20 protein-coding genes and 1 tRNA gene are annotated in these 18,850 nt (G+C 39.2%); 14 read left to right on the top strand and 7 right to left on the bottom strand.

Features of this window, described 5'->3' with window-relative positions; genetic code table 11:
* Nucleotides 1-33 precede the first annotated feature (33 nt).
* The 6 genes from AN944_RS13030 to AN944_RS13005 all read left to right on the top strand — a co-directional run bounded on the left by AN944_RS13030 (nt 34) and on the right by AN944_RS13005 (nt 4,947).
* The gene (locus AN944_RS13030) at nt 34-1,098 is read left to right on the top strand and encodes a putative sugar O-methyltransferase (RefSeq protein WP_055025065.1); all 1,065 of its coding nucleotides are present in this window, start codon (nt 34-36) and stop codon (nt 1,096-1,098) included.
* A gap of 254 nt (nt 1,099-1,352) precedes the next feature.
* Entirely contained in the window at nt 1,353-2,630 is a 1,278-nt protein-coding gene (locus AN944_RS13025) for a site-specific integrase (protein ID WP_055025064.1), read from the top strand.
* A 1-nt stretch (nt 2,631) separates the two neighbouring features.
* A complete protein-coding gene (locus tag AN944_RS13020; RefSeq protein ID WP_055025063.1) occupies nt 2,632-3,084 on the top strand; it encodes a hypothetical protein in 453 nt (150 codons plus the stop codon).
* Nucleotides 3,085-3,203: 119 nt separating this feature from the next.
* Entirely contained in the window at nt 3,204-3,410 is a 207-nt protein-coding gene (locus AN944_RS22055) for a helix-turn-helix domain-containing protein (protein ID WP_055025062.1), read from the top strand.
* 128 nt (nt 3,411-3,538) lie between these two features.
* The gene (locus AN944_RS13010; protein ID WP_055025061.1) at nt 3,539-4,012 is read left to right on the top strand and encodes a hypothetical protein; all 474 of its coding nucleotides are present in this window, start codon (nt 3,539-3,541) and stop codon (nt 4,010-4,012) included.
* Between the two features lie 308 nt (nt 4,013-4,320).
* Nucleotides 4,321-4,947 carry an inovirus-type Gp2 protein gene (locus AN944_RS13005; RefSeq protein ID WP_055025060.1) on the top strand — a complete coding sequence of 209 codons (627 nt, stop codon included), beginning with the start codon at nt 4,321-4,323 and terminating at the stop codon, nt 4,945-4,947.
* A gap of 534 nt (nt 4,948-5,481) precedes the next feature.
* On the opposite strand, the gene AN944_RS13000 is transcribed toward AN944_RS13005, so the two are convergent.
* The 4 genes from AN944_RS13000 to AN944_RS12985 all read right to left on the bottom strand — a co-directional run bounded on the left by AN944_RS13000 (nt 5,482) and on the right by AN944_RS12985 (nt 10,042).
* The gene (locus tag AN944_RS13000) at nt 5,482-5,877 is read right to left on the bottom strand and encodes a hypothetical protein (protein WP_055025059.1); all 396 of its coding nucleotides are present in this window, start codon (nt 5,875-5,877) and stop codon (nt 5,482-5,484) included.
* Nucleotides 5,878-6,116: 239 nt separating this feature from the next.
* Nucleotides 6,117-6,192: transfer RNA gene (locus AN944_RS12995), tRNA-Arg, on the bottom strand.
* Nucleotides 6,193-6,317: 125 nt separating this feature from the next.
* Nucleotides 6,318-8,801, bottom strand: a complete 2,484-nt coding sequence (locus AN944_RS12990; protein WP_055025058.1) for a 6-hydroxymethylpterin diphosphokinase MptE-like protein — start codon at nt 8,799-8,801, stop codon at nt 6,318-6,320.
* 59 nt (nt 8,802-8,860) lie between these two features.
* Nucleotides 8,861-10,042, bottom strand: a complete 1,182-nt coding sequence (locus AN944_RS12985) for a flagellar assembly protein T N-terminal domain-containing protein (protein WP_408005085.1) — start codon at nt 10,040-10,042, stop codon at nt 8,861-8,863.
* 296 nt (nt 10,043-10,338) lie between these two features.
* Here AN944_RS12985 and AN944_RS12980 point away from each other — a divergent pair, with 296 nt between their 5' ends.
* Both AN944_RS12980 and AN944_RS12975 read left to right on the top strand, forming a co-directional pair.
* A complete protein-coding gene (locus AN944_RS12980; protein WP_055025056.1) occupies nt 10,339-11,046 on the top strand; it encodes a FlgO family outer membrane protein in 708 nt (235 codons plus the stop codon).
* Entirely contained in the window at nt 11,043-11,501 is a 459-nt protein-coding gene (locus AN944_RS12975; protein WP_055025055.1) for an LPP20 family lipoprotein, read from the top strand. The genes AN944_RS12980 and AN944_RS12975 overlap by 4 nt, the downstream gene beginning before the upstream one ends.
* 137 nt (nt 11,502-11,638) lie before the next feature.
* Here the strand turns inward: AN944_RS12975 and AN944_RS12970 are convergent, their stop codons facing one another.
* The 3 genes from AN944_RS12970 to flgA form a co-directional block, all read right to left on the bottom strand.
* A complete protein-coding gene (locus AN944_RS12970; RefSeq protein WP_055025054.1) occupies nt 11,639-12,064 on the bottom strand; it encodes a flagella synthesis protein FlgN in 426 nt (141 codons plus the stop codon).
* 81 nt (nt 12,065-12,145) lie between these two features.
* Nucleotides 12,146-12,475 carry a flagellar biosynthesis anti-sigma factor FlgM gene (flgM, locus tag AN944_RS12965; protein WP_055025053.1) on the bottom strand — a complete coding sequence of 110 codons (330 nt, stop codon included), beginning with the start codon at nt 12,473-12,475 and terminating at the stop codon, nt 12,146-12,148.
* Nucleotides 12,476-12,547: 72 nt separating this feature from the next.
* Nucleotides 12,548-13,270 (bottom strand): flagellar basal body P-ring formation chaperone FlgA, encoded by a 723-nt coding sequence (gene flgA / locus AN944_RS12960; protein WP_055025052.1) that lies wholly within the window; start codon nt 13,268-13,270, stop codon nt 12,548-12,550.
* Nucleotides 13,271-13,569: 299 nt separating this feature from the next.
* Between flgA and AN944_RS12955 the strand changes: the two genes are divergently transcribed.
* The 6 genes from AN944_RS12955 (at nt 13,570) to flgE (ending at nt 18,679) form a co-directional block, all read left to right on the top strand.
* Nucleotides 13,570-14,490, top strand: a complete 921-nt coding sequence (locus tag AN944_RS12955; RefSeq protein ID WP_055025051.1) for a chemotaxis protein CheV — start codon at nt 13,570-13,572, stop codon at nt 14,488-14,490.
* 153 nt (nt 14,491-14,643) lie between these two features.
* Nucleotides 14,644-15,477, top strand: coding sequence for a protein-glutamate O-methyltransferase CheR (locus AN944_RS12950; protein WP_055025050.1), 834 nt, complete (start codon nt 14,644-14,646; stop codon nt 15,475-15,477).
* Nucleotides 15,478-15,626: 149 nt separating this feature from the next.
* Complete coding sequence (gene flgB, locus AN944_RS12945; RefSeq protein ID WP_055025049.1) at nt 15,627-16,025, top strand: flagellar basal body rod protein FlgB; 399 nt, start codon at nt 15,627-15,629, stop codon at nt 16,023-16,025.
* Nucleotides 16,026-16,027: 2 nt separating this feature from the next.
* A complete protein-coding gene (gene flgC / locus AN944_RS12940; RefSeq protein WP_055025048.1) occupies nt 16,028-16,444 on the top strand; it encodes a flagellar basal body rod protein FlgC in 417 nt (138 codons plus the stop codon).
* Nucleotides 16,445-16,468: 24 nt separating this feature from the next.
* Nucleotides 16,469-17,239, top strand: coding sequence for a flagellar hook assembly protein FlgD (flgD, locus tag AN944_RS12935; protein WP_055025047.1), 771 nt, complete (start codon nt 16,469-16,471; stop codon nt 17,237-17,239).
* Nucleotides 17,240-17,314: 75 nt separating this feature from the next.
* Nucleotides 17,315-18,679 (top strand): flagellar hook protein FlgE, encoded by a 1,365-nt coding sequence (gene flgE / locus AN944_RS12930; protein WP_055025046.1) that lies wholly within the window; start codon nt 17,315-17,317, stop codon nt 18,677-18,679.
* Nucleotides 18,680-18,850: the final 171 nt, after the last annotated feature.

Here is an 18,850-nt window from a genome sequence, read left to right as displayed (position 1 = left end):
CGTTAATAATAAAAAATGAAAGGGTGATGTTCCATGTGGACTGAACAAATTGAAATAATCAGTAAAGATATGAAGCAAGTTGATTCCAAATATTTGCCAACCAGCTTTTGGCAATTTGGTGCTAATGGCTTGCAGCAAGATATTGAAACTCATGGTATTGAAAATTTCCGAAGTCTTAAGAGTGCATTATCGTTTTTTGTACCAACCTATAAATTTCATGGTTGGGCGACGCGTCCTGAAAAGTATCAAGACCTGGTCGGAGTTTGCGAAGCTCATTTAGCTGGAGATCAAAAAGCAATTCTATCTATGCAGGATTTCTTGTCGGGTGAAAGCCATGCAAGAAGTGATTTTAGAGTGTATAAAGCAAGTGAGACTAACAAGCAGCCGTTTACTGATAAGTTCAGTGAAAGCTCGATAGGTACACCAATTGAACATTTTGAGTTCGAAAACCGTAAGTTTAGTCGCTCTAGTTTGAATTATTTATTGGGTCTTAATTTTCTTAAACAGCAAATTAAAGATGTCCCAATTAATACAGTGCTTGAAATCGGTGGTGGTTTTGGTTCCCTCGGCGAGATTTTATTAAGCGATAGCCGTAACAACACATTCTATATGAATGTTGATATTGCACCGACCTGCTTATTTTCGACTTACTACCTCCAAACGCATTTTGGAAAAGATAATATTGCTGATTATCAAACGGTTAAATCGATGCAAGAACCATCTTTACCTAACCTTTCTGAACGTTATAAAGGGGCCGTTTTGTGTCCATGGCAATTGCCTCAGGTGAGCGGCGATTTAGACTTGTTCGTTAACTTTATTTCTTTTCAAGAAATGGAGCCTGATATCGTTAAGAACTATCTTGAACATGTTGCCAGACTCAACTGTAAATACGTGCTTTTACGAAATCTACGTGAAGGAAAACAATTGGCAACAGATGGCAGCCATGCTGGGGTTAAAGAGCAAATCAAAGGTGATGATTACGATACCTTTTTACCTGATTATCAGTTGGTATCAACGAATGTTCATCCATTTGGGTTTGAAACGGTAGACGGATTTAATTCAGAATTACGACTCTATAAACACAAGAGTTTGGGTTAAGTCTTTATAACTTAAGTCCTCATAAGAGTTAGAGTTAGAGTTAGAGGGGGGGTATTAGCATCTTAATAAGCTGATATGGTCTCCCCACAAGGGATAAGGAAAACTAATAACCCTACCTTAATGAATCTTGATAAACCTATATAAATCAGTGTTTAGAGGTCAATTCGATGATAGTATAACCTTAATGAATCTTACCGTAAATATACGGTTATTTACCTCTCTGGTGGCTAGGGGGTGGTTTGATAGGTGGTTATATGGAACGTTTTAAATTTACAAAGACAAAGCTTCAAACCATTGCTGGTAAAGGTATTTCTTATAATTGTGGTGATACGGAAATCAAAGAGCTGCAATTACTTTTCACCTCAAAAGGTGGTCTGGTATTCAAGTTAGTTAAAAAACACCAAGGAAAGAAGCTTACCATTACACTTGGTGAGTTTGGTTCAATGACTGTTGAACAAGCCAGAAAAGCTGCATTAGAAAACCTTGAGTTGCTCAGGCAAGGGATTAATCCTAATGAACAAAAGAAAGCAGCAAGAGAAAGGCGCTTAAACCGCTTTAGGTTTTCAGACTTGTTCGACTCATACAAAGCTGACTTTAAAGTTAGGATTACTGCTGGTGAGCGTAGACCTAAATCCCTCGAAGATGCTGAGTGTATTTTTACCCTCCATACAAACCCGCTGTTTGATAAAGACGATGTAAGAGACCTAACCAATGATCAGGCAAGACAAATCATCGCTAGGTTGAAAGCATCAAAATCACCCTCTGTAAGTAATAAATGCTTAACTCAAATCAAGTCTGTTTTTAACTACGCCAAGCGAGAGGGCTTAATTGCTGAGAATCATTTTGCCGTTGCTAAGAAGTTTGCAGAACAGCCAAGGGAAAGGGTTTTAACCGAAGAAGAAGAAGCTAGATTATTGACAGCTTTAGAAGATGAGCCACAAATTTACAAAGACATTGTGCTTATCGCTCTGATGACAGGTCAACGTAAAAGCTGTGTATTGTCTTTAAGGTGGGAAGAAATAGACCCCCTTCAAAAAATTTGGGCTATTCCAGCAAGTAAAGCCAAGTCTAAAAAAGGGCTTGTAGTGCCATTAATCCCCACAGCAATGGAAATACTAAACCGTAGAAGCCAAGACGCAGAAGATGGTGAAGTGTTTGTGTTCCCTAATAAGCGAAGTAAATCAGGTCATGTTGTCGAGAAAACAGGTCAAGGTTCGTTTTGGAGGCGTGTAACACAGCGTGCAGGACTTTACTCTGACAACAAAGCGCAAAGGCTTACCTTTCACGATTTAAGGCGCTCTACAGCCACTAGAATGGCTCGTTCTGGCATAGAGTTAGCGATAATTCAAAAGGCGTTAGGGCATAGCTCAATTGCTATTACTCAAAGAACATATGCACATCACGACTTAAGTCAGGTTCGTGCAGGGCTTGAGCAAATCTGTGCCCCCCCTCAAACAGCCGTGGACACTTTAAAAGAACAATTGCAGGCACTTACACCAGAACAACGAAAAGAACTACTAGGAGGGCTTTGAGATGACCAGTGGTAAGTCGAGATACATTAACTATAAGAAAATGGTAGAGCTTCAAGAGGCTGGAATATTTAACAAACAGTGTGACTTGAATAATCAGGCTATTGATTGGTGTAGGGCTAACGCATCTGGAGATGATAAGGAGGTGGCGTGGCTTTTGTGGGAGTATCTTTGTGGTAGAGATCCGTTAAAAGAGTATAAGAGTGTTTTTCAGAATCCCAATCACAGGCAACGCAAGTCAGCAAATGAGAGCGTTGAAATGCTTGAGTTCGCTAGGGTTAATGGCATCTCTGCTACAGCAAGGAAATACGGCTTGGCAAATAAAACAATAAGAGAACGGTTCGATGCTTTGGCTGGCAGGTTTTTAAACATAACTAAGGATGACTTAATGAAGCCGGATAGCTGGCAAGCCGAATGGCTTATAAAGTGTGTTAAAGATGGTGTCAATTTAGTATGAGAACAAATAACTCTTAGGGGGGGGGGACTATTATAGTTTCCCCCCAACTATTTCTTATAATTTCAAGGGGGTATTATACCTTCATCAAGTTTAAACAATAACCAGATGGAGCTATAAACATGACACATGCAATTTCATTTCTAAAAGATCGACTTTCAAATAAAGAAGCTGCCGAGTATCTAGGTATCAAATCTGAAACCCTTGATATCTGGCGTTCTGTAAATAGGCATCCTATCCCCTTCGCTAAAATTGGCAGACGAGTTTTTTACAGAAAATCGGACTTAGATGCCTTTATAGATTCACGCACTCAAACTAGAACAGCTTAGCTTTATCTTACATAGGAATAAAGCTAAGTATTTAAATGCCTGATATTAAATAGGTTGTTGTTTGGGGGTGTTGTTTAGCCACCTGTCAGCCACCGTTTTAGGGCAAACCATGAAAAAAGGAACTAAAAATGTCTATTAGACGGTATACGCTAGGCGAGATAAAGAAGGATCATCCTGACGCTTTTAAAGAGCTGGCATCAATGGATTTAGGGCACAAAAATATTTTACTTTTCTTGCTCAGTGGGATGACAACAAGCCCAGTTGGTAGGGGTTATGCTGACATAGAAGTAGATAAAGAGGACGCAATTATCTCTGCATTGAGAGTTAATCATTGCGTAGAGATAACAAGCAAGAGGGCGCATGGTAACTATTGCTATCACATAATGACCACTGAGCAGATCAAAGAGTTTTTTAACGACAGGGAAGCGATGAGAAAACGAGTAAGTAAAGCTGTATGGGCAAAGCGTACATCAGTATTAGATCGCGCACTCAGAAAGGCTATAAAGTGGCGTGGGGCAACATGGCTGATAAACCGTATTAATGAGCTTGCGGCAAATGATTGGGAGTTTTCGTCAAGTCAACAAAAAGAGCCTAAGCAATAGCTTAAGCCCTTTAGGTTAAAACATGGTTAGCAGCTCAATCTTGGCGGAACGACTGCTAACCATTTAATAAGGATAGCCTAATCATGGTCATTCATTCAAGTTCGGTTGTTAAGTTGAAAAAAAACATAATAAAAACAGTAGTTAATTTAAGTGATTTAGATTCATTAAGATTGGTAAAGCGCATTTCCGTGTTTCCTTCCCCCTTAAGATAGTGTTCACTAACCTGAGTGCTGTTACCAGAATAAGGTTTAGCCTTTTACTTATGACGATTATCTTGCGGGTTACTTAATAATATCTATGGAAGTTCTATGTATCTTAGTTATCAAGATTATATTGAGCATAAAAATAAAATCTGGCGTATAAATTCAGCTAAAAGCGGAGTTAATTTAAAGGAGTTTAAGTGCTGGCTAGATCAATTATCGGCGATGCTAAGTTGGTCATCGAAAGTTTTTGTATTTAGATTTGATTTGAGTTTTCCCGTTGATAGCTTGAGGGTTAGAAATGACAATGTTCAACTCGATAAGTTTCTAACAAGACTCAAGAAAAGAATTAAAAGGCATTATGAAGGTAGTTGTACTGGTTATTCTTGGGCAGGTGAAATTGAATGTGGTAAAAATCAGCATTACCACATTGTACTTATGCTGGATGGGCGTAAGGTTCAAAGTCCTAACTGGCTAAAATTGAATATAGCTTCAATATGGGGAAATGTGGGAGGGTCAACCCCTACGTGGATTAAACATTACCGTTTAAGCAGGGATGATTTATTAATAGAGTCAGATTCGTTGTTTCAGCCAAAGGGTGAGCTTATCAATTCGCATTCTATGGTTGCACTGGTATTTCATGTAAGTTATTTATTTAAAGGTAGAGGCAAGGGAAAGTTGTATCAAGGGTGCCATAACTATGGTCACAGTAGGCTTAAGGAAAAACCACAATAAACCCAGCTAATATTTATTAGGTTATCGAGTGTTTCAGATTCTTTTTTACAGTCATCAACTGTTAAGTATTGTTAAGGTTTAAAAGCACTTATCAGAGGAATTAAAAACAAGTTAACTCAACTAACCCACTTAAACCGAGTGGTTTTTTTTAATGCCTTTAAGGACTCAAGAAATTAGTAGATGACACCGTTCAATACTGTAGGGTTCACATGTGACTATTCACACACCAGATTTAATTGTGGCTTGTAACCTTACTTACCTGCGCCATATTGCACAGCAAACATGATTTGCATCTAACAGACATTTCTAATGCTCGATAATGCCAATTATCAAACATTGAGAATCCCTAATAAAACCCTAATAAATCCTAAGTTACACAATACAAAGTGGAACAGTCAAGGCGGTAATAAAACGGTAAGATTCGACATAATATGTCACTAATATTTCACTAATCCTTACGCTTTCCTAATGTGTCGCTCATCCACTAAAAGTAGAGCTAAATATCTAGATGGCAATAAATTTAATAGTCATTATCTACATTTGCCAGCTAGTGACTTTACCATTTTCAGTGTATACATAAGTACCAATTGAATAGATATGCTGTGTGCTTGTCCCCCAAGAGCCAGTAGATAATGACGTATTTTCTGGCGTACCCCATGAGCAATACATTGGAGCTAACTTCATACCTATGTATATTTCCCCTTTTTTGATAGCTTCCATCTCTTTAAAGGTAAAATCATTCCTAACTTCCAATTCAGAAATAATCATTTGAGCATTCGGGTTAAATTTAATGTCACCGTACTGACGGCTTATTGCCAAAGTATCACAGAGCGTTTGACTGTCCCATGATGCTGCTTTTTCTGGAGTCATAGTTGCACAGCTGGAAAGAAGAATTAGCATTGATGAAAGTAGTAAAATATTTTTAAACATATGATAATCCGTTATTTTATAGTCGGTTAAAATCGATTTTTATAAAGAGTATTACATTAATGCAGGGTGTGCAGCCTAAATTAGTTAATTGTTTTTTGTTTTCTATCAAGGACGATTAAGAATAAAGCTAACATCTTTGTGGAAAAATTTAACTAATCATTGCCAAGGTGGTTACTGGGTGGCTTTCGTGGCAACTAAACCTAATAAGCCATTGATTTATAAAGGCTAAATATTAATATTGGTCTCCCCACAAGGACTCGAACCCTGATCGATCGCTTAGGAGGCGACTGCTCTATCCTGTTGAGCTATAGGGAGACAGGGCAATTATACAAGCTTTTAATATGATTAAAAGGCTTCAAATTTAAATGCTTAATAGTTAAGCATTTGAGTTAGTTGACCTTTAATCGTCAACTAACGCGTAGTTTCAACATCATAGACTTTTAAGATGCATTACCTGTTGCTAACTGATTTAGGTAGTTTCTAGCGGTGACATTATCAGGATTGATTTGCATCACATTATCGAAAGCTGATTTAGCCCCTTCGATTTGCCCAAGCCCTGCTAAAAAGACGCCGAGTTTAATCAATGTACTTTCGTCAGTAGGGTATTTGTCTAAATAATTTAAATACAAATCCAATGCTTGCTGGTTTTTACCTTGTAAGGACAATATGTGGGCATGCTGAGGGTAATATTCGTCACTGTAATGAGCCAAAGACGTTATTGTTTCTTCAGCTAAGTCAATTTTGTGTAGTTTAAGCGCAAGCAATAACTGCTGCTTTAATTCGACTTCAGTTCGGCTTGTGGGTTCAATTTCCAGTAACGCAGTTAATGCTGCATCAAAGTTATTTTCTAAAAAATGTACATAATGCAACGCGAGATGGAATAACCTATGTGCAAACTTATCATTGGCAATTAATGGCTCTATATTGTTAGTGAGTAGTGTTAAACCATCGATATTCTTATGTTGTTTCAAATCTAAAATTTTGGCTAATGTATTGTCTAAATTTTGGTTCTTTTTCTTCATCGAAAAGTATGGATGAGCAAAGCTTGTGAGTTGATCTTGATAGCTGTCACTTGCTGATTTTAGTTTGGATTTTTCATCTAGTGTCAAAGAGCTAGCGACTGTGTTGTCGAGCATTGCTTGAAAAATATTGACTCGTCCCGGTTGGTTGTGCTTTTTCCAGCCTTCGGTAATCAATTCTATTGATGGTGCGTCGCTTATTTCTTCACGTCTTAATTTGACAATATCTAGTGCGGTCTCAGTTAACTCTTGAAGCTGTTCAGTAATGATTTGATAAGCACTATAGTACAAATGAGTCATCGAATTCATTTGTTTAAAGGACCAATCCTGAGTCTTCTTTGTTGTCAGAAATTGCGTAAACTCAAAATATCCGAATACCTTTATCGACATATTATATTTTGGAAATTTCTTATTTATTTTTTGCTCAATTTTATCGATTTCACTCGCTTTAGCTTGAAACGCTGCAGAGTGCTGTTTCAACTTTTTAGCTTCATTATTAATGTGTAAGGCTTTGATAGCCAGCTTGCTTATAGCTTTAAAAGCCTCGTTAGCAGCAGATAATTCAGTTTGAATACGTTGTAATTTTTCTTGTTTGTTTTCACTAGCTGATGGAACCATTTCGAGTAACTGACTTGGACTGCAATCAGCTGAAACAATTGAAACTTGTTCTTTTGGTATATGGGTAATACCTTGAATTTTAGCTGCATTTATAGATAGGTTAACGATTTCAACATTAGGGTAAGTCTCAGCTTCTTCTTTTAGCGCGAGTGCTGCATGTATCAGTTGAATTGGCGTTTCAGCAATGCTACCTGAGTAGGTTTCTACCCACTCATGAATAATACTATTATTACTTCCGGCACTGGCTTCAACGCTTCCTTTTGCATGAGTGACGCCTGCAGAGGAGTGACATAAATCAACGCCGCTTAAAAGCACTTGTTTAAAGCCCATCTCAATTGCCACTCTGATAGCACTATTGGTTACCGTAGGACCAATGGTAAGAATGTTGTTAGTTTCTTCCCATGGGAACCGATTGCCTAAGAACAATGATTTTCCATTCCACTGGGCAATGATTCTATGATTGACATGGTGTGAGTTAATAAACAGGCTTTCATTTGCGAGGCTCATCATATCGCGGTTAACCTCAAAACTTGTATCTTGAGGATCTACTGAAACAATAATATGAGCTGGGATCCCAGCAGCAGACAACTTTGATGCGAACCTTGATACGGTAAGAATGAAAAGCTGTTCATAATTAGCTTTAATCCAATCAATATGTTCATCAAGTGATGGGCCGCCACCAATCACTATTGCAGTTTTACCTGCAAATTGATTTTTCAATATCGAAGCTGGTTGGTTATTTTCGACAACATTGAAAAATTGTTCTACAAAAAATGACTTTTGAGTAAAATTTGCTTTATGTGAGGTGGTTTGTTGTTTTATTAACTTATAAATTTGGCTGTAGTAGCCTGAATATTCTTCAACCACGCCTGCAGAGGCGGCTAATGAGAGTGTAATGGCGATTTGATCTTTTATAAGGAATAAATCATCTTCGCCCGATTCTATATGTTCATTAAGTTCTTCAAGACTTAGCACTTTAAGGTAGTGTTGCTGCTCCTCTGGTATATCAATATTTAACATCGACATGACTTCTGGTAGCTCTACAAAAATGTATTTACTTCCTGCTACCTGTGGAGACTCAAGAATATAATTAACCAATAAGCCAGAATCGAGACCTAGAATGACGTGTAATGTATCTTCCTTAAAAATATCGTGTTTATACTTCTTTTTAAAAGCGGTTATAGAGTCTTCTTTTTCAAAGGTATTCCTGTTGATGCAGGGCAAGTAGTACTCATCAAATTGACTAATGGCGAACTGATTATTAAAAACTGATTGTGATGTAGCCATTGTAAGTAAAACCTTCTTGTCTATTGGTATATGTTTTATCGATTCACGTTCACTAATTTTTAAATCTTAATCACAATATCTTGGATCTGTATGTTGCCAGAGCTTTCAATACCTTCTAGTAAGGCTGTGGCGCTTTCTTCTGAAACTTGTTCTATTGTGACCGTGGCTCTATTTTTAGTTGCAACAGCTCGCATTAAATTCACTCTATCAGGAATGTTTTGTTGTAACACGATTTGGAAGTTATCACCCATTTTGACGTTATTTCGACGGCCTAAATTAATGATGATTCTATTACCTTGCTTAGCAACGATTTGACCGAGTAAAGGTCGACAATTTAGTAAATTATCAATATCTTGAGTGCTTTGTTGTAAAAGCTGATTCATAGTTTGACCATAAGTTGAGCCCCAAAACCGTTGGGTTGAAGGTGACACGGTTTCATCTCGTTCAAAATCCCACTCAGCTTCTGCTTGATAGTCTTTGCTCCACACTTTTTCACCACTAATGCCATGGAACATGGTAAACCGTAAATTAATTTGTCTTAAAGGTGTCTCATCCCATAATCCAAATAAAGAACTCGAGTATGGCTCGGTTGAAATATCCAGGATTTCCGGTTGTAAGATATATTGGCTGTCGGTTATTTCGCCAAGCCAGCTTGGTATGCGTTGGCCTTTGAAGTTGATGAGTTGGTTGGTATGGTCAAGCTTCTCCTCGGCGTGCATACGAGCAAAACTGTAGTCAGAGCCATTATTTAATAAATTGCCAAACTGCTGTGATAAAGCTTGTTCAAAGTTAGCAAGTTGTCCGTATCGAAGTTGTGAGCGGTCACGCATGATGGCTTGGGGGATCATTATTGCCGCTTTTAATTGTTGGCTGTGGCATTGCTGTGCTTGGGGTTTAGACTCAAGATTGAGCCGCAACATAACCGTGATATCTGATGCGCTGATGATTTCAGACACGAGCTCAATATCGTTAGCTTGGCCCATGCGTTTTATTTGAAATGCATCTTGAGTTAAGTTGCCCTGATTAATACTTTGCTGGCTATTAAAGTTCACACCCGCTTTTAAGCTGGCATAGTTTAATGCTTGATTAATCGCATCCTCGCGGGCTTTATCTATATTGCCGTCAATAATTTTGGCTTTTCCTGACACTTCAACTCTTTGCGCTAATACAGAGTGACTGAAACAAGCTGAAAGAATAACCAGCATGATAATCGTCAAATATTTAGAGCTAACGTTTGGCATGTTCATGTTCGCTTTTCACAATATCGAAGAAAAAGGGTGCCAACTCTATGACGGTTTAGCACGACTTAAATTAATTATCATAATAAAAGCAAAAACCATGCCTGTATGAGCTTTTAGCAGTGAACAGATGGAGATAAATTCTTTATTTCAAGGTAAAGGTTTTGAATGTGTGGTCGATACACTATCTATAGTGTGTTTAATGTGTGCTCTGATTGGACCTAAAGCCTGTTAGTGGCAACATTACTGAACCTAACATCACATCAATGCTGAGACGTCATTGTAATAAGGAATAAGCCATGAGCCGTTTAATCATTTTTCCCATTGCGTTGCTAGCGGCTGCTTGCGCTAGCGAGCCGCCTGTGTCGACAAATGAGTTAGCTTATGTAGAAAAGCCTACTGAAACTAGCTTTTGGTTTAGTGATGAACCTGAAGTGCAGCCTGCGCCTTTACAATATGACATTACTAAAGCCGGTCTAGCCCCTAAATCACATGTGAATATATTGGCTGAAAAAGTCGTAAATGAATTGGTATTACAAAATGACAGTTTACGCTCTGACCAACCTTTACTTGTAACCACTCCGGTTAATACCAGTGATTACAGCAAAACGGATGCTTTAGGCTTACAGTTACAGCAAGGTTTTGTTGCCGCTTTTCATAGTCATGAATTTAACTTGGTCGATTTAAACGTGGCGAATGCATTACGTTCAACTGAGCAGGGCGAGTTTATTTTAAGTCGAGATTGGAAGTTACTTCCGTCTGATTTGCCTGTTTCTCATGTTGTCGTTTCGACTATGGATACCACACCAATGGGCTTAGTTCTTAATGCAAGAATTGTGAATGTGACTAATAATCGGGTGGTGTCAGCAGTACAAACTTTTGTGAATATGAATAGTTTACCTGGCTATTTATCACCTTCAAATCAAGTCATTTTTCAAGATGGATTGCTTTTCCGCCATGAAGCGTCTGGTCAAGGTAATGCCGTAGTATTGGGAGCAAAATTATGAATAAGTTAGTGGTTCTATTGGTTTCATTATTGGTAATCTCGATAAGTGGTTGTGCAAGTAATGATAAATATGTGCAATGGGAAACAGAAGCGCCAGATCAGTTCCCTAAGTTAACTGCAATTGGTTATGCGCCTTTAGCGACTCAGCCTGCGAAAGAGCAGTCACATAAAGTTCTAATGGCCATGCAAGCGTCAAAAATCGCGGCATATCGAGAATTAGCAGAGCAAGTATATGGTCAACAGATTGATGCTCATAGTCAAATGAGCGACTGGATGCTCAATAACGAAACCGTTTCTGCCAATGTGTCAGGAATGATTAAAGGCGCGAAAGTAGTAAAAAGCTATCCTGCGGGTGATATGTATGTGACCGAGTTAGAGCTGGATTTTGCTCAGGTGTGGGATCTTTATCAGCAACAAAATCGCCCCCGTCGTGTAAAAGAAGTGACATACTTTTAATGTAAAATCCGACAGAAATAAAAACCGCCAATAAAGGCGGTTTTTTTATGTTTGTCATTAGCGATGCTGTTTTGCCATTGGAGAGATTGCAGCTGACCTAGGATGAACTGTCTACATGGCTTAAATCGATATTAGCTTTAGGCTTTGAGGTTTTGGCCTAAAGATGAAATTGTCGACGTTCGGCCTTTGTCGTTATAAGTTAAACTGGTGGCATTTCTACTCATTTGCATGGCTTGAGAAAAGCGATTTAAGCTCGCAATATTCAGTTCGATTAAGCTAGCATTTTGATTATTGATGTCTTTACACTCTTCGAGAATGGTTTTAGCTTCAGCGACTTTCTCAATGAGTTTAGGCTCTGAATTGAGCAAAGATTTATCAGGATGATTAGCTAATTTCTCATCATTTTGTTGAAGCGTATTCAAACACTCCACTTTTTCGCGTGCAAGTGCTAGCAAGGTGTCGGCATCTTGATCTGCTAAGGCCTGCTTTTCTGCAGATACAAGTTTTTTCAGCGACGACAACGTGCCGTGCTGAAAAGATAACAGCTGTAGTAATTCATTCATAATTTACTCTTTATAAAAACCCACATCATAACGACAAGGCGTAATGCGATGATGATTGTTTATCCAAGAGCAGGTATGACGCTACTCTTGGTCGAAATTTAGTCCGCTCATGTCAGCTTCAAAGCTTGCAATATTCGCCGCTAATTTTTCAGGGTCGACTTTATAACGTCCCTCTGAAATGGCTGACTTTATTGCATCAACTTTGCTTTGATCAATTTCAGGTAAAGATGCCATGTTAGTTTGGGCTCCTTGCAGCTGCTGTGCTTGCGAGGTAATGCTGACCGAATCACTTTTAATTGGTGCAGCCTGTTGCCCAGCTGACTCGGCAGCTTTTGGGGCAGCACCTGAGTCACGATTAGTACGCAACTGAGTGTGTGATGCTGTTTTAAGATTGTTAATATCAATTGCCATTTTAGGCTCCAGCGTAATTTATGGTTTTCCTAACAGGCTATCGACCCTGTTGGAAAAAACTTTAGGAATATTTTACATCCTAACTTCAACTTCGCCAACTCCGGTGACAATGACATCTAATCGTCTGTTTGAGTTGGCATTTCTGACTCTTATTGCATCGCCTATATTGCCATCTCTTAGTGCTTCACCAGCTGTTTTTATTTCAAAGCTATTTGTTTTTGCGTAAATGGATACCGAATCCCCCTTACAGACAAAACATAGGTTATTATTCAGCAATGGGGCTTTAGCTGCGACACGTCTTTTAGAGCGGGTGCCGATTATGTTGCTTGTGTCTGAGAAAAACTGTCCTCGGATACTGTGTTGGTCAACGTAATTAATTTCGATGGCTTCAGGAGTGATGAGCTCACCTTTTTCAATGATGCCAATTGCGGTGACGACGGGGTACATGACTTCGACTTTAACCGATAAGTACATTTGCCAAGGGTAATCGTAGTCTGGGCTGATGCAGCTAATTTTAACGGTATTGGTTCGATTAATCGGTCGGTCGCTTGCCATAGCAACAGAAAGAGGAGGGTAACAAGCGGGTGGCGTTAACCTTCCTTCTAAGCTTTGGGGAATGATATTCACTTTCGCATTGGGGGTGGCATTTGGACTGGTTGCAATTTTTTTTGCAACTGTCTCTTTAGCTAGCTCGGTGATGGTCGATAAAGTATAGGTAATAGTGCTTTGTTCACTGGCAAAAACCGGTAAATGAATGCAAAGAATGAGCAATAACAGTAATGTGTTTTTCTTCATATCTTGTTTCTAGCGGTGGTGGCCAGAATACCTCTATACTTTTAAGTTAAGCTAACAACGCTTTGATTTTGGATAAATGGTTATCGGGCAAATAAAGAGTCATAAGTTTGACTTTTTTGGCTTGAAAGCACCGATACGGTTTAAATAAGCAATAAGTATGCCTATTACCTAAATGCGATAGTCATCGCGACATAAATAATTGCAGCGTATGCTACAATTTGACAAATATGGCTTATGGTCGCTTTAAGTCATAAGTAATAAAGTCCTTAGGGGCAGTATAAATAAAACAAGGCAGGGTTATGTCGAGTATTCTTGAGTCAGTTAATAAACGTACGCAGCTTGTAGGTCAAAACAGATTAGAGTTGTTACTATTTAAGTTGAATGGACGTCAGCGTTTTGGCATTAACGTATTTAAAGTAAAAGAAGTGCTGCAATGTCCTCCGTTAACGACATTACCTCGTTTGAGTCCGCTGATTAAAGGTATTGCCCATATCCGTGGTTCAACCATCTCTGTGATTGATTTGAGTGCTGCAACAGGTGGGCGTCCTCTTACATCGACAGAGAATTGTTTTATTATCATTGCTGAATACAACCGAAGTATTCAAGGGTTCCTAGTCAGTTCAGTTGAACGTATTATCAATATGAACTGGGAATCGATTATGCCACCACCACAAGGGGCTGGGCGTAACTCTTATTTAACTGCGGTAACTGAAATCGAAGGTGAATTGGTTGAGATTTTAGATGTTGAAAAAATCTTAGACGAGATATCACCTGTTAAGACTGAAATCAGTGAAGAAGCTAATGAAGCGTTAACCATTGATCGTGACCAGCATTATCACATCATGGTCATTGATGATTCTGCAGTGGCCCGTAAACAAATTATTCGTTCGCTTGAGTCGCTTAATTTGCAAATTGATACCGCCATTGATGGTAAAGATGCGCTAGAAAAGCTTAAAGCGATTGCGACTGAGATGGATAATGTTGCTGACGAAATTCCTTTGATTATTTCGGATATCGAAATGCCAGAAATGGATGGTTATACCTTAACGGCTGAAATTAGAGACGATCCTAAGTTGAAAGACATTAAAGTGGTACTTCATACATCTCTTAGTGGTGTATTTAACCAAGCAATGGTTGAGAAAGTGGGTGCCAATGACTTTATCGCCAAGTTTAATCCAGATGAATTAGCATCTGCTGTAAATAAACACCTAATTTTATAAGCAATATTGATAAGTCTGACTATGATTAAATAGATAGTCAGACAGTTATTGTGAGCAATACGTTGTGCTTGTCGATAGTCGTGATAAGTTAATAAAAGTAACCTGTTCACTCTGAAGTGACGCTAGTGTCATTTCTTATAATAGGATGTAAATGTGACGAATAAATCACTCGCTGAAGCAGAATATAATCAGTTTAAGCTCTTTTTAGAACAGCACAGCGGCATTGTATTAGGTGACAACAAGCAATATTTAGTAAGAAGCCGATTAGCTCCTTTGATGGGTAAATATGATTTGCCGTCATTATCAGAAGTGGTTAAAAGGTCGATGAAGCCAACGGAAAGGCATTTAAGGGCGGAAGTCATTGATGCAATGACAACGAATGAGACCTTATGGTTTAGGGACAAATATCCGTTCGAGTTGCTCAATAATGCATTATTACCTGAATACAGTCGCTTAGGAAGACCGTTAAAAATTTGGTCTGCTGCTTGTTCTTCAGGGCAAGAGCCTTATTCACTCGCGATGACGATTTTGGAATACCAGCAACGTAAACCAGGCGCATTACCTGGTAATGCAACCATACAAGCGACAGATTTATCTCCGTCAATGCTTGAGCGTTGTAAAAATGCTGAATACGATAGTTTAGCCCTCGCTAGAGGGTTATCACCTGAGCGTAAGCGCCAATTTTTTGATCCTTTGCCTTCTGGTAACATGAAAGTGAAAGATAATGTGAAGCGTTTGGTAAACTTTAGGGCACACAATCTTCTTGAAAGTTATAGCCTTTTAGGAAAGTTTGATATTATTTTTTGCCGTAATGTTCTGATTTATTTTGCCCCAGAGGCAAAAGCAAAAATATTGCGGCAATTTGCTGCCGCTTTAAATCCTAACGGTATTTTGTTTTTAGGGGCGTCAGAGTCTATCTCGGGATTAACGGACGAGTTCAATATGGTTAGGTGCAACCCTGGTATATATTACCAGAAGAAGAGTTAACTATAATTTATTGTAATAGTTGAATATTTTTATTTATTAATGCCAGCATTCGTTGGCATTTTCATTTTTATCATTTCATTTCTAATAATCTAATTTTTTTGGCATAAGCTTTGCTTTAATTCTGTCAGTTAGCTGGTGGAGGCAATTTTATGGCGATTAATTTTGAAAATGGTTTAGGTATACATCAATACTCTTTGGGCATACGTGCACAACGGGCTGAAGTGCTATCCAGCAACATCGCCAATGCTAATACGCCAGGCTATAAAGCTCGAGATGTCGACTTTGCTGCAGCAATGAACAGCGCACGTGCTAAGCAAAGCGGATTACAGATGAGTCAAACAACTGACAAACATTTCGACTTGAAAGCGCAAAGCCAAGAAAACGTAAAGTTTAGAGTGCCTAATCAACCAGATACGGGTGATGGCAACACCGTTGATTCTCAGCAAGAACAAGCGGCCTTTATGCAGAACTCCTTGGAATATCAAATGTCACTGGGTTTTCTTGAAAGCAAGTTCTCAGGCATGCGTAAAGCTATTAGAGGTGATTAATCATGAGTCTATTTAATATTTTTAATGTGTCGGGTTCTGGTATGTCAGCACAATCAGTGCGACTTAATACTACCGCCAGTAACATTGCCAATGCTGATTCAGTTTCCAGTAGTGTTGATCAAACTTATAAGGCTCGTCACCCGATTTTTGAAGCCGAAATGGCCAAAGCAAGCCATGAGCAAAATAGTTCTCACAGTGTCAGTGTTAAGGGCATTGTTGAAAGTGATAAACCGTTATTAAAGGAGTTTTCTCCTGATCATCCTATGGCTGATGGTGACGGCTTTATTTACAAACCGAATGTCAATGTGATGGAAGAGATGGCGGATATGATTTCAGCATCTCGTTCTTATCAAATGAATGTCCAAGTGGCTGATGCGGCAAAATCAATGCTGCAACAAACACTTCGTATGGGTAAGTAATATGAATTTTGTGGGGGGTAAAAGATGAGCCTCATTAATCCTTACAGCAGTCAGTCTTTACCACAGACTCAATCTGCTAGTAGTACTGGTATTGCATCCAATACACAAGAAACAGCCAGTACAGGGAATGCATTTTTAGACAGTGTGGCCTTACAAGGAGAGCCAGAAACACCTGAACCTAATAGCCAGGAACTGACTCAATCAGATTTCTTTGCTTTATTGAGTCAACAGTTATCAATGCAAGATCCGTTTAAGCCTGTTGAAAACGATCAAATGATTTCGCAAATGGCATCATTCTCAACCGTTGACGGCATTGCCAAGTTGAATGAAGAAATTCTCAACTTAAATAACTTAACGAGTTCGAGTCAGGCGCTGCAGGCTTCAAGTTTAGTAGGCCGTAAAGTGTTAATTCCGTCTGATACGGGGCACATATCGTCAGATAGTCCAGAAGTCAATGGCGTGATAAGTACACCAACTTCTATCGATACCATAACAGTCAGTATTGAAGATGAAAGTGGCCAAGTTATTAAAACCTTTGAAGTTGACGGTTCTGCAGGCGGTAACATTGATGTGTCATGGGATGGGCTAGATAAAAATGGCGACCCAGCTCCTGAAGGCAATTACGCGATAAAAGCGAACGGCAAAATTGATGGAAAATCAGAAGATTTAGCAGTATCGACCTATGCGCATGTGACTAGCGTGTCACTGGGTAACACCACAACAGGGGCAATATTAAACCTACGTGGTATTGGTGGTATTCAGTTGTCAGATGTTTTAGCTGTCACTGAAAGTTAATTAGCTTATCAAATTTAAAGCTGGCAGCTGTGGCAGTCAGTAAAACAAACAGAATGAGTAGGAAAGGGGTGAATTATGTCGTTTAACATTGCTTTGAGTGGTATTTCTGCAGCTCAAAAAGATCTCAATACCACTGCGAATAACATTGCTAACGTTAACACCGTAGGCTTTAAAGAATCTCGTGCCGAATTTGCTGACGTATATGCTAATTCAATTTTCTCTAACAGCAAAACTGCTGTCGGTGGCGGTGCGACAACGACACAGGTTGCACAGCAATTTCAGCAAGGTAGTTTACAGTTTACCAGTAACTCTTTAGATATGGCGATAAGTGGCGGTGGTTTCTTTGTGACATCATCAGGTGTGGGAGTTCAAGATCACGCATTCACTCGTGCTGGCGCATTTAAAGTTAACTCAGAAAGTTACATGACTGATTCTGCTGGTAACTATTTACAAGGGTTCCCTGTCGATGCTGACGGTAACTCTACCTCGGTTAGTTTAACGACGACTCAACCAATTAAGATCCCTGATACGGCAGGTAGCCCAGTGAAAACTGAGAATATTGGCCTTCAGATGAACCTTGATGTGGGTGAAACGCCATTAGATCCTGCTAACTTTGATCCCAACGATCCTGACACGTTTAATAAATCGACTTCAGTGACGATTTATGACTCACTTGGTGAATCGCACATTATGACCACCTATTTTGTTAAGCCGACAGAAGGGGCTTATACCGGTGAAAGTAATTGGGTTGCATTCTATGCTGTAGATGGCAAACAAGTTGACCTTGACCAAGCAAATGGTGGTTCATACGGCGCTGATACGACTGGTGACGGTGTTGCTGATACGACAAGATTTGCTGAAAATGCATCAGGCTGGAAAGGCTCGGTATTAAAATTCAATGATGCGGGCGCATATACAGGCTCAGATCCTGCGGTGGTTGAAACTGTTGAGCTGGGTGTTAATGGTGCTAACGTATTAGGCCCTGGCGCTGATGGCAGTCAAAAAGTCACCGTTGGATTTAATAATCCAACTCAATATGCATCTCCATTTGAAGTGACTGAGTTAACTCAAGATGGTACCACCGTCGGTCGTTTGACTAACGTAGGTATTGGCGAAGATGGCTTAGTGACAGCAAGTTACAGTAACGGTTCGACTGAACCATTAGCTCGAGTTGCTTTGGTTCGTTTTGCTAACGAGCAAGGTTTAACCCAAGTGGGTAATACTTCTTGGAAAGCCAGCTTAGATTCTGGTCCAGCGCTAGCAGGTGAAGCAAATAGTGGTACCTTTGGTAGTATTCGTTCATCGGCGCTTGAACAATCTAACGTTGATTTGACCACTGAGTTAGTGGATTTGATTTCTGCACAACGTAACTTCCAAGCGAACTCTCGTACACTTGAAGTGAATAACACGTTAAATCAGTCGATTCTTCAAATTCGATAAGTTTGACTTGTTTTGACAAAGAGTTGCCGCAACGGCAACTCTTTGCCTTTTCGTTTTTTGCCTCTTATTGTTTTTCTTTTCACTTCCTGCTTTTCAAATACATTTCATTTAGTTAGCCATTCTCTATTCACAATTTATATATTGGCACACTCATTGCTAGTTCTAGTTATA

Origin of the sequence: Shewanella sp. P1-14-1 (genome assembly GCF_001401775.1) — a bacterium.
Lineage (GTDB): Bacteria > Pseudomonadota > Gammaproteobacteria > Enterobacterales > Shewanellaceae > Shewanella > Shewanella japonica.
Note: the sequence above shows the minus strand (reverse complement) of the source record. Positions and strands in the feature narration are given on the sequence as shown.

Excerpts from the sequence above, each read along its gene's own strand:
- AN944_RS13025 (WP_055025064.1), top strand. The coding sequence starts at position 1,353 with ATGGAACGTTTTAAATTTACAAAGACAAAGCTTCAAACCATTGCTGGT.
- AN944_RS12955 (WP_055025051.1), top strand. The coding sequence starts at position 13,570 with ATGTCGAGTATTCTTGAGTCAGTTAATAAACGTACGCAGCTTGTAGGT.
- AN944_RS13005 (WP_055025060.1), top strand. The coding sequence starts at position 4,321 with ATGTATCTTAGTTATCAAGATTATATTGAGCATAAAAATAAAATCTGG.
- AN944_RS12980 (WP_055025056.1), top strand. The coding sequence starts at position 10,339 with ATGAGCCGTTTAATCATTTTTCCCATTGCGTTGCTAGCGGCTGCTTGC.
- AN944_RS13010 (WP_055025061.1), top strand. The coding sequence starts at position 3,539 with ATGTCTATTAGACGGTATACGCTAGGCGAGATAAAGAAGGATCATCCT.
- flgE (WP_055025046.1), top strand. The coding sequence starts at position 17,315 with ATGTCGTTTAACATTGCTTTGAGTGGTATTTCTGCAGCTCAAAAAGAT.
- flgB (WP_055025049.1), top strand. The coding sequence starts at position 15,627 with ATGGCGATTAATTTTGAAAATGGTTTAGGTATACATCAATACTCTTTG.
- AN944_RS13000 (WP_055025059.1), bottom strand. The coding sequence starts at position 5,877 with ATGTTTAAAAATATTTTACTACTTTCATCAATGCTAATTCTTCTTTCC.
- AN944_RS13020 (WP_055025063.1), top strand. The coding sequence starts at position 2,632 with ATGACCAGTGGTAAGTCGAGATACATTAACTATAAGAAAATGGTAGAG.
- AN944_RS12975 (WP_055025055.1), top strand. The coding sequence starts at position 11,043 with ATGAATAAGTTAGTGGTTCTATTGGTTTCATTATTGGTAATCTCGATA.
- flgA (WP_055025052.1), bottom strand. The coding sequence starts at position 13,270 with ATGAAGAAAAACACATTACTGTTATTGCTCATTCTTTGCATTCATTTA.
- flgM (WP_055025053.1), bottom strand. The coding sequence starts at position 12,475 with ATGGCAATTGATATTAACAATCTTAAAACAGCATCACACACTCAGTTG.
- flgD (WP_055025047.1), top strand. The coding sequence starts at position 16,469 with ATGAGCCTCATTAATCCTTACAGCAGTCAGTCTTTACCACAGACTCAA.
- AN944_RS12970 (WP_055025054.1), bottom strand. The coding sequence starts at position 12,064 with ATGAATGAATTACTACAGCTGTTATCTTTTCAGCACGGCACGTTGTCG.
- flgC (WP_055025048.1), top strand. The coding sequence starts at position 16,028 with ATGAGTCTATTTAATATTTTTAATGTGTCGGGTTCTGGTATGTCAGCA.
- AN944_RS22055 (WP_055025062.1), top strand. The coding sequence starts at position 3,204 with ATGACACATGCAATTTCATTTCTAAAAGATCGACTTTCAAATAAAGAA.
- AN944_RS12985 (WP_408005085.1), bottom strand. The coding sequence starts at position 10,042 with ATGCCAAACGTTAGCTCTAAATATTTGACGATTATCATGCTGGTTATT.
- AN944_RS12990 (WP_055025058.1), bottom strand. The coding sequence starts at position 8,801 with ATGGCTACATCACAATCAGTTTTTAATAATCAGTTCGCCATTAGTCAA.
- AN944_RS13030 (WP_055025065.1), top strand. The coding sequence starts at position 34 with ATGTGGACTGAACAAATTGAAATAATCAGTAAAGATATGAAGCAAGTT.